This is a genomic window from Exiguobacterium sp. S22-S28 (assembly GCF_043359615.1).
In the GTDB taxonomy this organism is placed as follows: Bacteria; Bacillota; Bacilli; order Exiguobacteriales; family Exiguobacteriaceae; genus Exiguobacterium_A.
The window spans coordinates 1-15,208 of record NZ_JBHFFC010000029.1; the positions used below are offsets into that span (position 1 = coordinate 1).

Here is a 15,208-nt window from a genome sequence, read left to right on the forward strand (position 1 = left end):
TCCTCTTCGGTTTTTTTGTTGGCCTTTTAATTGTCTTGTCAAGTGATGAACAGTTGTATGATCTTTTTTCTAGATGGTTTGTTATAATGAATTTGATTTTAATTCAGAAGGAAGTGGCATTTTGTTAAAACAGAAAAATATCTTACTCAGCCCGAAAATATACTTCATCACGGTTTTGAGCTATATGGCGTTAGGACTCTTCAGTTCATTGATCATGGGGTTAATTTTAAAAACGATAGGTGAAGGGCTGATGACAAACGGAATCAACGCATCGTTTTTAGTTACCGTCGGAGAACAAGCCATTGCGTTGACCGGACCGGCGATTGGCGTCGCAGTGGCGTTTGCATTAGAAGCACCACCACTCGTCCTATTTTCGGCGGTTGCTGTTGGTGCCTTTGGATATGAAGCCGGAGGTCCAGCCGGCAGTTACGTAGCAACAGTCATCGCCACTGAAATCGGAAAATTGATTTCGAAAACAACACGGCTCGATATTATTTTGACGCCGTTTGTCACGTTGCTCGTAGGTTTTGTGAGTGGGAAATATGTCGGAGCCTGGATTGGTACATTCATGACGGACTTAGGAGAAGTCATCCGGTGGGGGACCGAACGGGAACCGCTGATCATGGGGATTTTTGTCGCGACCGTTATGGGTCTTGCTTTAACAGCTCCGATTTCGAGTGCTGCTCTCGGCATCATGCTAGGGCTGGATGGATTAGCTGCCGGTGCTGCGACAATTGGCTGTGCGGCACAAATGATCGGGTTCGGGGTCATCAGTTACCGGGATAATGGGATTGGTGGATTTATTGCCCAGGGAATCGGTACGTCGATGCTGCAAGTCGGTAATATCATTCGAAATCCATGGACGATCGTTCCGCCGACCGTTGCAGGAGCTTTACTCGCACCATTCGCGACTGTCTTGCTGACACTCGAAAGTAATCCTGAAGGATCGGGTATGGGGACAAGCGGACTGGTCGGCCCGTTGATGATGTTAAAAACGATGGGATTTGAAGCGGAATATTATTTAGCTGTCTTTGTTCTTTGTTTTGTAGCGCCTGCTCTGCTGAGTTACATCGTCTATCGTTTACTTCATCGCATGGGACGAATTAAAGACGGAGATTTAAAGATTGAATATTAAACCAATCGCAGTGCTGATACGTTAAAAGTACTTGCGAAACCAAATAAAACCAGACAGCGGAATAATACGACTGTCTGGTTTTGTTTGGTTTAAAGAGAGAATCCGAACGAACTAGAATAAAAACTGGTGAAAAAGACATACAGGTACACCAAATAGAGAGGGAGCAAGTAACGCATTCGGACAATCGGCAATTTTCGGGCAAGTCGTTTTCCGACAGCTTCAAGCAACATGATAAGGCCGAATCCAACAACGAGAAGAATGAGGATTTGCGGTAAATTTCGTTCCGAGTCAATAAATGAATACCCGTATCGGAGACAACTGGTCATACCGACAAAACCAACAAACCGTTCGAAGGGATGTTTAACAGATTGATCAGTCATAATCATTTCCTTTCGAGATATTTTCTAGTTGCAGTATAGCAAACAAAGCGCGAAAACGCACAGAAACATTCGGATATGCTATGATAAAGCCAATGAAAACAGCATGTATCAAAGGAGTGGAACAGATGAAAAAGTTAGAGTCAAAACAACAATTCGAGGAAGTCAAAAAAGGAAAAGCCGTCTTTTTATTTTCAGCCGACTGGTGTCCGGATTGCCGGTTTTTAGATCCGTTTATGCCGGAAATGGAAAGCACGTTCAACGAGTTTGATTTTTATTACGTCGATCGGGACGAGCACATTGAAATTGCCCAGGAAATGGACATCTTCGGTATCCCTAGTTTCGTGGCTTACCGCGATAATGCGGAAACAGGTCGTTATGTCGGGAAAGAACGAAAAACACCGGAACAGGTCACTTCGTTTTTAGAAACAGTTTGACATGAAAGCGAGCGCTGTCTCGCTTTTTTTTTAATTAGGAGAGGATGAATCGAGTCATGGAATTACAACAAATCCGCCGAATGGTGACGGAAGCATTTGATACAACACGTTATACCACGTATTTTGATCGGGAAAAATCGGTATTGCGCATCGAACGGAAACAGGACCGGACAGGTGTTGATTTAGGTCTGAATCCATTGGTCGCAAAAGCGAAACGCCGTGGCGTGGTTGCGGTCGAAGAAACGATTGAATACATTCAAGCAGTCTTGGAACAAACAGAATCGGTCTCATTAATTGGACACGAACAGCAGGTTTTCCCTGTCATCCGGGCAAAGTCATTTGCCGATGAGACAAAAGACGGAAAGAAAATCATCAGTACACTGCACACAGGGGAAACAAAAATCATGTATGCCCTTGATCTCGGTGCGACGTATCGTTTGATTGACGAAGAGTTATTGGCACAAGCCGGATGGACGGCAGAACATCTGTCTGAAGCGGCACGTTTTAACCTGAAGACGTTACAGGCACCGTTTAAAACGGATGAAGTCGCTGGAAATGTCTTTTATTTTTTAAGTACGGGTGACGGATATGAAGCCAGTCGTGTACTAAACAAACAGTTGCTGAGTGATTATGCGGAACGGATGACCGGAGAGTTTGCTGTCGGTATCCCCCATCAAGATGTCCTGATTTTTGCGGATATCCGAAATGATGCCGGGTATGATGTCTTGCAACAGTTGATGTTTGATTTCTTTACGAATGGACGTGTGCCGGTCACAGCGCTTCCGTTTATCTATGAAGAAGGAGATCTTGAACCGGTCTTTGTCCTTGCAAAAAACAAGCATCCGAAAAGCTGAATAATCTGCTACAATAGGCATTGTGAGAAAGTTTGAAGGGAGTCATGGATTGAATGAATGTTTTTTATAATAAAGAAGGTGTCGGTGACGTCTTGATGGTCATCTTGGCAGACGCTCCGCGTGCTGAAATTACAGCTGAACGAAAAGGACGTGTCGCGACGATTTTCCATGGTACAGACGTCATTGGTTACAATATTTTTGAGGCTTCGGAAAAGTTTGACCTGAGCAGTGTTGGACCGGTTGATCTGACACCGGAACTCGTTCAAACGATCCAAGGGGTCTTGGCAGAAGAAGGCATTACATTCGTTGCGGATGACATCGATTATTCACCGAAGTTCGTCGTTGGATTCGTTGCTTCTGCTGAAAAACATCCGGACGCTGATAAATTATCGGTCTGTCAAGTTGATGTCGACGGAAACACGTTGCAAATCGTCTGTGGAGCACCGAACGTTGCGGCCGGACAAAAAGTGGTCGTAGCGAAGCCGGGAGCAGTCATGCCTTCTGGGCTGATTATCCGTCCGTCTGCCCTGCGGGGAGTGGCTTCAAGCGGTATGCTTTGTTCGGCGCGTGAGCTTGGTCTCGCAGATGCACCACAAGTTAAAGGAATTTTGGTATTAGATGATTCAGCACAAACGGGAGACGCATTTTTAATCGGTCGATGATTCGACCGATTTTTTAACAAGATGGAGGGGTGAAGGAATGAGCAATCGTTATGAGCAGTCGTTGAAGGAACAGGCAGCACGAATCCGACGAGAACTTGCAGGCGAAAAAGAAACGAAGCCTGTTGAGCGTCCTAAAAAAGAAGAACGGGAAGACCGCTTCGTGTTGACGGATGTTCCATCGCCTATTTACGGATTCCAACGGCCTAAAAAGCAACGGTCGATCCAAGAAGAGGAAAATTCAAACGAATCGGAAGTCGATGTTTCAAGTGAGCTTGAAGAGGAAAAAATGAAAGAGTCGCTTGTACAGGCTGCGGATGATACGAATGAGACATCAGTGATCGAGACGATGGAACAGACGGACTTGACTGAGGCAGAGGCTGGTCTAGTTCCGACGACTGATTCAGATCTACTTGTTCCTGAACCAACCATTGAACGAGCGCCGGAAGAACGCTTTGAAGAAACGATACCGGATACGCAAGAAGACGTGCTAGAAGAAACGGCGGATGTGACTACAAATTCAGTAGACGAGGACGTACAGATGACGGTGTCGCCTGAACCGGATATGCCGGAATTAGTGGAGCGGACAGCAACGGATGCCGAAACGAAACCGGTCGAAACCAATCATGAGACGGATGCGATTATGTCTGCAACAGAAGAACAAGCAGAATCCTTGATCGTCCCGGAAACATCGATCGATTCACCGGAAGAAATCAGTATGCCTCAAGCGAAGCCGGTATCAATCAAAAAGCCGGTCGGTCCACCCGTCAATGTCGTGATGACGACTAAAGATTTAATGGCGATGTATCGTGCACGACGTGAAGAAAATAATTTGCATGGTAAAAAATAAGTCGGTTTGCTATAATGGTACAGGTTTTGTACCCAAGCCCGATGGTACGGACCGGAACGTGAATTGGAGGGCTCATATATGACAAACTATCATTTTGTTGGGATTAAAGGGACTGGGATGAGTGCGCTCGCCCAAGTACTGCATGAGATGAATCATCAAGTACAAGGTTCTGATATTGAGAAGCATATTTTTACTGAAGACGCTTTACGGGCAAAAGGAATTCCATTTTTCCCGTTTGATGCAAACAACATTAAAGACGGTCAGGTCATCATTCAAGGGAACGCTTTTGGGGATGATCATCCAGAGATTGCTCGGGCAAAAGAACTGGATTTAACGATTTATCACTATTATGATTTTTTAGGGTATCTGGCGAACGAATACCGTTCGGTTGCCATCACGGGTTCACACGGCAAAACATCGACGACGGGTCTGTTGTCGCATGTGTTGAGTGGAATCACGCCGACGGCATTTTTGATTGGTGACGGAACAGGAGCCGGTGTTGAAGAGGCAAAGGCTTTTGTATTTGAAGCATGTGAATACAAGCGTCATTTCCTTTACTACAAACCAGACTATGCGATTATGACGAACATTGACTTTGACCATTCGGATTACTTCACGGGTATTGATGATGTCGTTTCGGCATTCCAAGAGATGGCACTACAAGTCAAGCAAGCCATCGTTGCTTGCGGTGACGATGAACATCTTCAAAACATTCAAGCGAATGTACCGGTCTTGTATTACGGTTTTGGTGAAAACAATGATTTTCGTGCGGAAAACGCCGTATCGACGCCGGATGGAACATCGTTTGATGTGTATCTCCGGGATGACTTCTACGGTACTTTCCTGATTCCTGGATTTGGACAGCACCATGTTTTAAATGCGTTGTCTGTTATTGCAATCTGTCAATACGAAGGATTAAACAAAGAAGATGTCGCAATACGTCTAGCTTCGTTCGGTGGAGTAAAACGTCGTTTCAGTGAATCAAGCTTCGGATCACAGATTCTCGTTGATGACTATGCTCACCATCCGAAAGAAATCAGTGCGACGATTGAATCCGCACGTAAAAAATATCCGGATCGGGAAGTCATCGCGATTTTCCAACCGCATACGTATACGCGCTTAAAATCATTCATGGATGATTTTGCTACATCCTTACGGGAAGCGGATGCCAGTTATCTCTGCGAAATCTTTGGATCAGCACGCGAACAAGAAGGACAAGTTCGGGTCGAAGATCTTCAAGAAAAAGTACCGGGATCAAACATTTTGACGCGGGATAACGTATCCATTTTGAGTAAACATGAAAATGCCGTTCTGCTCTTCATGGGTGCTGGAGACATTCAAACGTATCAACAACAGTATGAAGGTACAAAATAATTGAATAAGCAGGGCGCTGACGAAACGAGTCGGCGCCTTTTTTTGTCGGTTTCGTGAACCGTTAAAACAGGACGGATTATTGGATGGAAAAGTCATCAAGTTATCATTGCATCTTGAATTGATTTTTGGAATAGTGGGGATATGTTATTTAGAAAGGGAAGAGGTCATGGGACAGATTTTACTCATTTTATCATTGCAACTGGTGTACGTACCTGTTTTGACGTTACGCACCATCATGCTCGTTAAAGGAAGAACCGTCATCGCAGGTGCATTAGGAACAGTGGAAACATTGATTTATATTTTTGCACTTGGTGTCGTTTTCCGCGATTTGACGACTCTCGGCATGGTTGTCTATGCAATCGGTTTTGGACTTGGTATTTTGATCGGAGGATTCATTGAACGAAAACTTGCGATCGGCTATAACATGATTCAAGTCCACACGCAGGAATTTCCGGCTGAGTTGATTCAAGTAATCCGGGATAACGGATTCGGTGTCACCCACTATCAAGGACAGGGACGGGACGGTATTCGTTACCGGCTGGACGTACTTGCCGCTCGGACACGGATGAAGGTGTTGCGGAATCTCGTGGAAGAGTATGAACCGAAGGCATTTTTGGTCGCATTTGATTCCGTTGATTTTAAAGGCGGTTATATGTTAAAAGGCTTGAAACGTCTCTAATAAGAATGGACAGTATGGCAATTGAAAAGTCAAAGAAGAATCTCCTAATCATGTTTAAGTTTTGTTATTTAAGGATAAAGATGAAGTAGAACAAAACACAGTTTTATGAGAGGGGAATTTTACGATGATTAGTAATCATGCAAAGACGGCTTTGAATCAACAAGTAGCAAACTATGGTGTCCTGTTTGTCAAACTCCATAACTACCATTGGTATATTAAAGGTCCAGACTTCTTGACGCTTCATGTGAAGCTTGAAGAACTATACACGTGGGTTTCCGAACAATATGATGTCGTGGCAGAACGTTTATTGATGAACAATGGTACTCCTTCGGCAACGTTAAAAGAGTACTTGGAACAAACAACGCTTGAAGAGGCGAAACCGGGTCTGTCGGCGGATGAAATGGTCGAATCGGTCATTAGTGATTTCCAACAAGTCCGTAAAGAGATGCTTGATGCCATTGAACATCTTGAAACGCAGGATGTTACAGTGGAAGATGATCTTTTGGCTCAGGCTAAAGAAATCGAAAAACAAATTTGGATGTTGCGTGCGACATTAAAGAAATAAGCAAAAAACGGATGGCTGCATCCTAACAGGAATGAGCCGTCCGTTTTTCCATATCATTTTAAGTTTTCAGGATTCAAGACATCCAGTTCCGGTAAAACGAAACGACCGTCTTTACGGATCAAGACATCATCAAACCAAATTTCACCGCCGCCATAGTCCGGACGCTGAATATTGACCAAGTCCCAGTGAACTGAAGAATCATTTCCGTTATAGGCTTCAGCGTAAGCTTGACCGGGTGTGAAGTGGAAACTGCCGTCAATCTTCTCATCAAACAAAATATCCTTCATCGGATGTTGAATAAATGGATTGACACCAATCGCGAATTCACCAACAAATCGTGCTCCGGCATCTGTATCAAACACTTCATTGATGCGTTCCGTATCATTGGCCGTCGCTTCGACGATTTGACCGTCTTTAAACGTCAGTTTGACGTTCTCGAAGGTGAACCCTTGGTATGGTGAAGGTGTATTGTACGAAATTGTCCCGTTGATTGAATCTTTGACCGGTGCGGTGAAGACTTCCCCGTCCGGAATGTTGGCATTACCAGCACACTTGATGGCAGGAATGTCTTTGATGGAAAAAGCAAGATCTGTTCCGGGTCCGACAAGACGCACACGATCGGTCTTGTTCATCAAATCGACGAGTGGTGTCATCGCTTCGCCCATCTTGGCATAATCCAGTGTACACACATCGAAATAAAAATCTTCGAAAGCTTCGGTGGATTGATTTGAAAGTTGTGCCATTGAACTAGTTGGGAAGCGTAAAACAACCCATTTCGTACCTTTGACGCGATCTTCCGTATGCATCTTGCCTACTGTTTTACCATAAAGCTTCATTTTGTCAGACGGCACATCAGATAGTTCGTTGATGTTGTCTCCTGCACGCAGACCGATGTACGCATCCATTGCCTGCATTTGTTTTTGTTCGATATCTGCCATGAGTTGAAGTTGTTCTTCCGACGCATTGCGGTATAATTTCCGTAAAATACGGTTATCTTTCAAGAGGACGAAAGGAAGACCACCGGCTTCATAAGCGGCATCAACAAGGGCTTCGACGAGTTCTCGTTCAATCCCGAAATTTTCAATCAAGACTTTTTCACCAGGAGCAAGTGCTACTGAATAATTAATAAGATTCGTTGCGAGTTGTGTTAGACGTGGATCACGCATGAAAAAGTTCCTCCTCAAATGATGTATGTAGGTTTCATTTATCATTGTAACGGAAATAAACCATTTGGAGTAGCAGGAACAACTGCATCGACGTCGAACTACCAACTAGACACTAGCAAAAGAAATTGGAGGCACGAACCATGGAAATCACATTAGGCGGAATCGCCGGATTAGTTGCTGCGATTGCTTTCGTAGTACTTGTCATCTTCCTCGCACGTGTGTTGGGTGCAGCAAGCAAGACACTTAACAACGTAGCGGATACGACAGCAGGACTGGAACGACAACTGGATGGCATCATGATGGAGACGACAGCGTTGTTACATAAAACGAATCGTCTGGTCGATACGATTGAAGAAAAAACAGAGTTGTTGGCGCCGGTTGCAAACTCAATCGAAGAATTGGGAACGTCGCTCAATAAAGTAACAGATTCAGTTCGAACTGTATCTGATACGGTCGCAAGTGCTGCCGATACGAATAAAGAACAAATCGCACAAGCTGTCCGTTGGGGATCAGTTGCAGTTGAACTGTTCAAGAAAAACAAACCGGAAGCCGGACAAACCGTTTCTTCTACGACGACAGCGACAACGACTGTCGAAAAGAAACCACGCCGTCGTTTCCGTAAACAAGCAGAAACACCAGTGACGCCGGAAGTCGTTTCTGTACCCGATGTCGAAAGCATTCCAGATGAGTTGAAGGGAGATCGTTCATAATGGCAAAACAACACCCGTACCAAACACAGGATACTTCAAAAGGGGGCGGATTCCTCGCCGGCATCATCGTCGGGGGATTACTTGGTGCAGCAGCAGCTCTGTTGTCCAGTCCAAAATCAGGACGTGAAATGCGTGGAATGCTTGACGAACGTACAGCGCCTGCACGCCAACGATTAAACGAACAGACGCAAGTCGTTCGCGAAAAAGCAGAGCCACTCGTCGGAGAATGGATTCAATTAGCAAAAGATAAAGCAGCACCTGTCATTGAAAAAGCAAAGAAAAATCCGACGGTCCAAGAAGCAGCTCAATATGCCGGTTTTGAAAAAGACCAATCGAGCATTGATGCGGCTTTAGCAGAAGCGGAACAACTGGTTCGTGACATCGAACGTGAAATCGGAGACGAAGTAGACGGTGCATCCGTTGCCGAGCAACTGGATACAGAAACAGTCGCTGAATTGTCTGAATTCCGTGAAGAGCTGGCAGAAGAGCAGTCAGAGGATGCGGAAGATACGGAAGAGAATGATCCGCAATCCAAGCTAACGCACGAAAAAAAACCTAAGAAGTAATCGGTTCAGACGCGTACTCCCTGACTTTTAAAGGAGAGTACGCTTTCTTTATATACAATTACAAAAGAGTTCGCTATAATTAGTTGCTATTACGAGCTATATGCTGATTAGGGAGTGGTGGAAGAATGGATCAACATGCAGAATTAAAACGTTTACGGGATGAACTTGATTTAGTGAACGCTGAGTTATTGGCGTTAATTAATAAACGAGGGGAAATAGCGGTTGAAATCGGTAAAGTAAAACGTGCCCAGGGAATCGATCGATATGATCCGGTCCGTGAACGCCAAATGCTTGAATCGATTGCAGCAAGCAATCATGGTCCATTTGAAACAGGACGCCTACAGCACGTATTTAAAGAAATTTTCAAAGCCTCTCTTGAACTTCAAGGAGAGGACCGGACACGGAAATTGTTGGTGTCCCGAAAACAAAAGCCGACCAATACGATCATTCGCATCGGGGACGATGTCATTGGCGACGGTTCTCAGCAATTGATTGCAGGTCCTTGTGCCGTCGAAAGCGAAGAACAAGTCTTTGAGGTCGCAGAGCAACTCGCGAAGCATGGCGTACGCTTCATGCGTGGTGGAGCTTATAAACCACGGACATCACCATACGATTTCCAGGGTCTCGGACTCGAAGGATTGAAGATGCTGAAAAAGGCGGCGGATGCCCATGGTCTTCATGTCATCACGGAAATCATGACGCCGAGTGCAGTTGAGTCGGCTTTACCATACGTGGACATCATTCAAGTCGGTGCCCGCAATATGCAAAACTTCGATTTGTTGAAAGAAGTCGGTCGCACGGATAAACCGGTCCTCTTAAAACGTGGTTTGTCAGCTACACTTGAAGAATTCATGTACGCTGCTGAATACATCATGGCGAGTGGAAATGAACAGGTCATCTTGTGCGAACGCGGTATCCGAACATATGAACGGGCGACGCGCAATACACTTGATATTTCTGCCGTCCCGATTCTCAAACAAGAGACACATCTTCCAGTGATGGTCGACGTGACACACTCGACAGGGCGCAAAGATTTACTGCTTCCGACGGCAAAAGCGGCTTACGCGATTGGGGCTGACGCGGTCATGGTTGAAGTCCATCCGTTTCCTGCCCTTGCACTATCTGATGCGAACCAACAATTAGATTTCAACGAGTTCGATTCGTTCATCGAGAATCTGACTTCTACTTTTCCGGCACTAAACGTTCAATGATTTTCTAAAAAGGCTGTTCTTTAGCGAATGAAAACGTTTTACAATGAGGGAAGAATGGGAAAAGAAAGATATCTTTTCCTGTCTTCCTTTCGTGTTGCCTAAAAATGAAAATAGAAATGAAAACAAAAGCATTGTCTAAAATAAGGAGGAATTTGTTTTGAACAGTAATATAACGATTTATGATGTCGCCCGGGAAGCCGCCGTATCAATGGCGACCGTCTCGCGAGTAGTGAATGGAAATCCGAACGTTAAACCATCGACGCGGAAAAAAGTACAGGATGCCATTGATCAGCTCGGATACCGTCCGAATGCAGTAGCACGAGGTCTCGCCAGTAAAAAAACAACGACAGTCGGTGTCATTGTACCGGATATTTCGAATATCTTTTTTGCCGATTTAGCCCGTGGAATCGAAGATGTCGCGACGATGTATAAATACAATATCATCCTGTGTAACTCGGATCAAAATCCGGAAAAAGAGATCCATCTTTTGAATACATTACTCGGCAAGCAAGTGGACGGGATCATCTTCATGGGTGGACGTCTTCATGAAGACTTAGTCCGCGAGTTTAAAACGTCTCCAGTGCCAATCGTCTTAGCGGCAACTTTAAATCAAGATTATGATTTGCCGGCAGTTAACATCGATTATGAAAGTGCAGCACATGATGCAGTGAAATCATTGATTAAAAATGGTCACAAGCGGATTGGATTCATTACAGGTCCACTGGAGCAACAAATCAATGGAGAAAAGAAATTTGCCGGTTACCGCAGTGCGTTGGAAGAAGCAAACTTACCATTTGACGAGCAAAACGTCGTTCTTGGAAATTATACGTATGATTCCGGTATGAAGGCGATGAATCAGTTGCTTGAATTAGGAGATGCATGCCCACGCGCGATTTTCGCCGGAACCGATGAAATGGCGCTTGGTGTCATTCATGCTCTTCAGGATGCCGGTCATCAAGTTCCGGAAGACTTCGAAGTCATTGGTCACGATAATACACGTCTTGCCACAATGATTCGTCCGAAGCTGACGACAGTCGTACAGCCGATGTATGATATTGGAGCTGTTTCGATGCGGTTACTGACAAAAATCCTTAACAAAGAAGAAATTGAAACAAATGATGTGACGTTACCCCACCGAATTGAGCAACGTGATTCGACGCGGTCTTAACGCAAAAAAACGACTCTTTTTCAAATCGAAAAAGAGTCGTTTTTTTATTTTTGGACAAGAACTGTTTGGTCTTGATGATGATGCAATTGGTCATTTTCAACGTGCAGTCGAATAGTGGTATTGCCGGGACGGGTCAACGAGACTTCACCCACGTATTGATCCGCCTTTTTTGTAAGTGGTACATACGTATGTTTCTCAACACCCGGTTCAATCACTTCAACTTGGACATCTGCTTGAAGCGGTTTTTCATTTAGAAAGACATGAAAAGAGAGTGGAAGTTTTGCTCCGGCCGTCATTTTTTTCGCACCCATATAATGCACGGATAATCCGTCAACCGTATCATGTGCATGTTCGTGAGTCGATGTTTTTTTCTCAGAAGATGCTTCATGGGAATGATCCATGACGACGAACGAGATTTTATCCATATGATGGAGTCCCTTTTTATCATTGATATGGTAGAGTCCTTCGTATTCGCCTTCAGCCAGTTTAGCTTCTGCTTGATAAGTACCTGTCTTTTTTAAAGCAGCTTTAAACTTTTGATGGTCAGCTTCTTTTTCGTCTGCTTTCCAGACTTCGAAAGTGACATCTTCCAAGTTAACGGCTTTTTGATTTTCGACCGCCGTTGCTTTAAACACGACTTTTTGATTTTCCATCGTTTTGGCCGGAATATCAACTTTTACATCGACCGTCGGTTTTCCGGAACCTTGCATCGTCTCATGATCCATGGCTTGTTTCTCATTTCCACAACCTGCAAGCAACAGCCCGGTTGCAAGAAATATTCCCGAAAAGCCCAGTATTTTATTATTCATTGTAAATCCCCCCAGTTTTGTTTACTAAATAAAGGAATGACAGCTCATTTAGTATATCAATAACTTGTGAAGCCCTGGCGAAGTAATTGTGAAAAAAACAAGACATTTTACTCGGAATAGGGGGATGCAGCGGATAAAGTTTCTTTTTTTGAATCATCAATGAACGGCCAAAGTAATCGTTTAACAGTTTCCCAGTTCTTTTCCTCAATCTCCGGACGTCGTGGAATTGACGGATAAAGAGGAATCGGGTCAGACCATGTCGTAGGAACATTCGGACTCACTTTTTGCCATTGGTGAATCCAAGTCTCCGGCAACTTTCCCTGAAAAGGTGATTGGTTCGTCAAAGCAGCAAAAACTTGGCTCCAAGCACGGGGGACGACACGGTACCAGTCATAACCGCCGCCTCCTAAAGCAACGATTCGTCCGTTGGTATACCGGTTTGCCGCCTCGACTGCGATTTGTGGAATTTGTTCGTAACTGTTCATCGTCAAAGACAAATGAGTCAACGGATCCAGTGCATGGGCATCCGCTCCGTTTTGGGTAATGATGAGGTCAGGCTGAAACAGCTCGCAGGCTTCAAACAGAACCGTCCGGTAGGCTTGCAGAAAGGAAGCGTCTTCTGTAAAAGCATCAAATGGAATATTCCAGCTCCACCCGTATCCTGCCTCGTTTCCACGTTCCGTGACCATTCCGGTTCCTGGGAACAAATACCGTCCCGTCTCATGCAACGACAATGTCATGACATCTGCCCGGTTGTAAAAGGCCCACTGAACACCGTCTCCATGATGAGCATCCGTATCGACATACAAGATCTTGCAGTCATATTTTTGAACCATGGCAGCCATTGCGACAGCTGTATCATTGTAGATACAAAATCCAGAAGCACGTCCGCGAAAGCCGTGGTGCAAACCGCCGCCGATATGGAACGTCCGGCGGTATTGACCAGACAGCACCAACTCACAGGCTTCGATTGTTCCACCGACCAATAAAGCTGCACTTTCATGCATATTTTTAAAAAGAGGAGTATCTTCTGTTCCTAAACCGTACATTTGGGCTTTCATTGGAGATAGCTCGCCGTGTCCTGCGAGTTTCACTGCTTCTATGTAATCCGGATCGTGGATGAGCAACAGTTCCGAATCTGTTGCTGCCCGCGGAGAAATACAATCGACCTGATCAAGAGCGCCTGTCGTTTCAAGCAAAGATAAGGTGAGCTCCAGTCGAATCGGATTAAACGGATGGCTGTCGGAGAAACGATAAGCGGCTTCTTCCGGACTGTAGATATAAGCAAACTCTTTCATCGACTGACATCCGGACCGAGCACATCAAATCCTTCTTTCCGTAATTTTTCGATGACGCGAATCGGATTCATCGTCTGGACACGAAAAGCGACGATACGAACGTAGGGATCAGATGTCGGATAGACCAACACATTTAAAATATTCACATTTGTTTTTGCAAGAAGGGTTGAAATTTTAGCTAGTGTACCTGCCGTGTTTTCAACCCGTACTTCAATTTGTGAGCTGGGTTCAAGAGCGCCTGTCAATTGGACGAATGTCCGCAGTAAATCTGTTTCGGTAATCAATCCGACGAGTCGGCGTCCACGGACAATTGGAAGGCACGACAACCGGTATTCATAAAACAGGACAGCGGCATCTTCAATAAAATCGAGCGGATGAGCAGTCATTGGTGTGCGTTGCATAATGCTTGAAACCGGATTTTGTTGATCTGACAAAAAGGTATCTGGATGAAAAACGCTGCTTGCACTTTGCATTTCCGTTAGTCCGACCAGTCCGACCAACTCATGACGTGCATTGATGACGGGCAGGTGACGGATATGATGACGGCGCATCAAATCAGCTGCATGGGTGATCGAATGGGTCGGTTGAAGCGTGATACAGTGCGTTTTCATGATTTGTTCGATTAACATACGATCCCTCCTTAATCGTACATGAAGCGACGACGGAGCCGGAGTGCGTCAAAATGCGCTACGACTTCAGGTGCGACATGTTTTCCGATTCGTGCCATCAAACAATTGGCAGGATGTGAGGCGATTTCCGGATCGTCCGTCGGGAAAAAGACTAAACCACCGTGATTCATCATTTTTTCCATGATTTTGCGATAGTCCCATACGGATAAACCACTGCCCTTTAAATCCCAGTGCCAATAATATTCGGTCGTTAAAATCAAATAATGTTCCATCGCCGGATCGAGCATGGACACTTCGAGTAGTTTTTTTCCGATTTGTTGGCCTCGGAAACGAGCGGATACTTCAATGGCACCCAGTTCTAAAATGTAAGGATTATTTCCTTCACTCCACGTTTCATAAGGATCGGGATATAAAAAAGTTACATATCCGATAATTTCGTTTCCCTGCCGTGCAATGATGATTCGTCCTTCATCCAAGCCGGCGATTTCGACAAGAGCTTGATGTTGTTCGACGGGTGGACGAAAGGCTGTAAGTCCTGCGTCAAGTGTATACGTAGTAAGGAGCTGGCTTGGGACCGGTCCTTCAATTTCAACTGAGCCAAGCGATGTTTCATGAGTACGATGATTGAATTTTTTTTCAAACATGTAAGCGTCACCACCTTCTCATTTATTATAGACGAAAGCGAACGGGGAAAGAGAGGGATTTTTTAACAAATTGACGG

The 15,208-nt window shown here is 44.9% G+C and carries 18 protein-coding genes; 12 read left to right on the top strand and 6 right to left on the bottom strand.

Features of this window, described 5'->3' with window-relative positions:
• Positions 1–121 precede the first annotated feature (121 nt).
• Positions 122–1,135 (top strand): PTS sugar transporter subunit IIC, encoded by a 1,014-nt coding sequence (locus tag ACHA8N_RS11775; protein ID WP_393965863.1) that lies wholly within the window; start codon positions 122–124, stop codon positions 1,133–1,135.
• An 89-nt stretch (positions 1,136–1,224) separates the two neighbouring features.
• Here the strand turns inward: ACHA8N_RS11775 and ACHA8N_RS11780 are convergent, their stop codons facing one another.
• Positions 1,225–1,515, bottom strand: coding sequence for a hypothetical protein (locus ACHA8N_RS11780; RefSeq protein WP_147510579.1), 291 nt, complete (start codon positions 1,513–1,515; stop codon positions 1,225–1,227).
• A gap of 125 nt (positions 1,516–1,640) precedes the next feature.
• Between ACHA8N_RS11780 and ACHA8N_RS11785 the strand changes: the two genes are divergently transcribed.
• The 7 genes from ACHA8N_RS11785 (at position 1,641) to ACHA8N_RS11815 (ending at position 6,930) form a co-directional block, all read left to right on the top strand.
• Positions 1,641–1,949 carry a thioredoxin family protein gene (locus ACHA8N_RS11785; protein WP_147510580.1) on the top strand — a complete coding sequence of 103 codons (309 nt, stop codon included), beginning with the start codon at positions 1,641–1,643 and terminating at the stop codon, positions 1,947–1,949.
• A 56-nt stretch (positions 1,950–2,005) separates the two neighbouring features.
• Entirely contained in the window at positions 2,006–2,803 is a 798-nt protein-coding gene (locus ACHA8N_RS11790) for a DUF1444 domain-containing protein (protein ID WP_393965864.1), read from the top strand.
• Positions 2,804–2,856: 53 nt separating this feature from the next.
• Complete coding sequence (ytpR, locus tag ACHA8N_RS11795) at positions 2,857–3,465, top strand: YtpR family tRNA-binding protein (protein ID WP_147510582.1); 609 nt, start codon at positions 2,857–2,859, stop codon at positions 3,463–3,465.
• A gap of 37 nt (positions 3,466–3,502) precedes the next feature.
• On the top strand, positions 3,503–4,312 hold the full coding sequence (locus ACHA8N_RS11800) for a hypothetical protein (protein ID WP_393965865.1): 810 nt from the start codon (positions 3,503–3,505) through the stop codon (positions 4,310–4,312).
• A 78-nt stretch (positions 4,313–4,390) separates the two neighbouring features.
• Entirely contained in the window at positions 4,391–5,686 is a 1,296-nt protein-coding gene (gene murC / locus ACHA8N_RS11805; protein WP_393965866.1) for a UDP-N-acetylmuramate--L-alanine ligase, read from the top strand.
• Between the two features lie 166 nt (positions 5,687–5,852).
• Complete coding sequence (locus ACHA8N_RS11810; protein ID WP_147510585.1) at positions 5,853–6,365, top strand: DUF5698 domain-containing protein; 513 nt, start codon at positions 5,853–5,855, stop codon at positions 6,363–6,365.
• Positions 6,366–6,489: 124 nt separating this feature from the next.
• A complete protein-coding gene (locus ACHA8N_RS11815; RefSeq protein ID WP_147510586.1) occupies positions 6,490–6,930 on the top strand; it encodes a Dps family protein in 441 nt (146 codons plus the stop codon).
• 53 nt (positions 6,931–6,983) lie between these two features.
• On the opposite strand, the gene ACHA8N_RS11820 is transcribed toward ACHA8N_RS11815, so the two are convergent.
• Entirely contained in the window at positions 6,984–8,096 is a 1,113-nt protein-coding gene (locus tag ACHA8N_RS11820; RefSeq protein WP_147510587.1) for an aminopeptidase, read from the bottom strand.
• 140 nt (positions 8,097–8,236) lie between these two features.
• Between ACHA8N_RS11820 and ACHA8N_RS11825 the strand changes: the two genes are divergently transcribed.
• From ACHA8N_RS11825 to ccpA, 4 genes are all read left to right on the top strand, one after another.
• On the top strand, positions 8,237–8,806 hold the full coding sequence (locus ACHA8N_RS11825) for a DUF948 domain-containing protein (protein ID WP_393965867.1): 570 nt from the start codon (positions 8,237–8,239) through the stop codon (positions 8,804–8,806).
• The gene (locus tag ACHA8N_RS11830) at positions 8,806–9,372 is read left to right on the top strand and encodes a YtxH domain-containing protein (RefSeq protein ID WP_147510589.1); all 567 of its coding nucleotides are present in this window, start codon (positions 8,806–8,808) and stop codon (positions 9,370–9,372) included. The genes ACHA8N_RS11825 and ACHA8N_RS11830 overlap by 1 nt, the downstream gene beginning before the upstream one ends.
• 125 nt (positions 9,373–9,497) lie before the next feature.
• Positions 9,498–10,583 carry a bifunctional 3-deoxy-7-phosphoheptulonate synthase/chorismate mutase gene (locus ACHA8N_RS11835; protein WP_014971028.1) on the top strand — a complete coding sequence of 362 codons (1,086 nt, stop codon included), beginning with the start codon at positions 9,498–9,500 and terminating at the stop codon, positions 10,581–10,583.
• Positions 10,584–10,740: 157 nt separating this feature from the next.
• Positions 10,741–11,751: a catabolite control protein A gene (gene ccpA / locus ACHA8N_RS11840; RefSeq protein ID WP_147510590.1), complete on the top strand. Its 1,011-nt coding sequence runs from the start codon at positions 10,741–10,743 to the stop codon at positions 11,749–11,751.
• Between the two features lie 44 nt (positions 11,752–11,795).
• Here the strand turns inward: ccpA and ACHA8N_RS11845 are convergent, their stop codons facing one another.
• From ACHA8N_RS11845 to ACHA8N_RS11860, 4 genes are all read right to left on the bottom strand, one after another.
• Complete coding sequence (locus ACHA8N_RS11845) at positions 11,796–12,560, bottom strand: FixH family protein (RefSeq protein WP_393965868.1); 765 nt, start codon at positions 12,558–12,560, stop codon at positions 11,796–11,798.
• 107 nt (positions 12,561–12,667) lie between these two features.
• The gene (locus ACHA8N_RS11850; protein ID WP_147510592.1) at positions 12,668–13,858 is read right to left on the bottom strand and encodes an acetoin utilization protein AcuC; all 1,191 of its coding nucleotides are present in this window, start codon (positions 13,856–13,858) and stop codon (positions 12,668–12,670) included.
• Complete coding sequence (locus ACHA8N_RS11855; protein ID WP_147510593.1) at positions 13,855–14,487, bottom strand: acetoin utilization AcuB family protein; 633 nt, start codon at positions 14,485–14,487, stop codon at positions 13,855–13,857. Before ACHA8N_RS11855 ends, ACHA8N_RS11850 begins: the two co-directional genes overlap by 4 nt.
• Before the next feature lie 11 nt (positions 14,488–14,498).
• A complete protein-coding gene (locus ACHA8N_RS11860) occupies positions 14,499–15,131 on the bottom strand; it encodes a GNAT family N-acetyltransferase (protein WP_147510594.1) in 633 nt (210 codons plus the stop codon).
• Between the last annotated feature and the right edge of the window lie 77 nt (positions 15,132–15,208).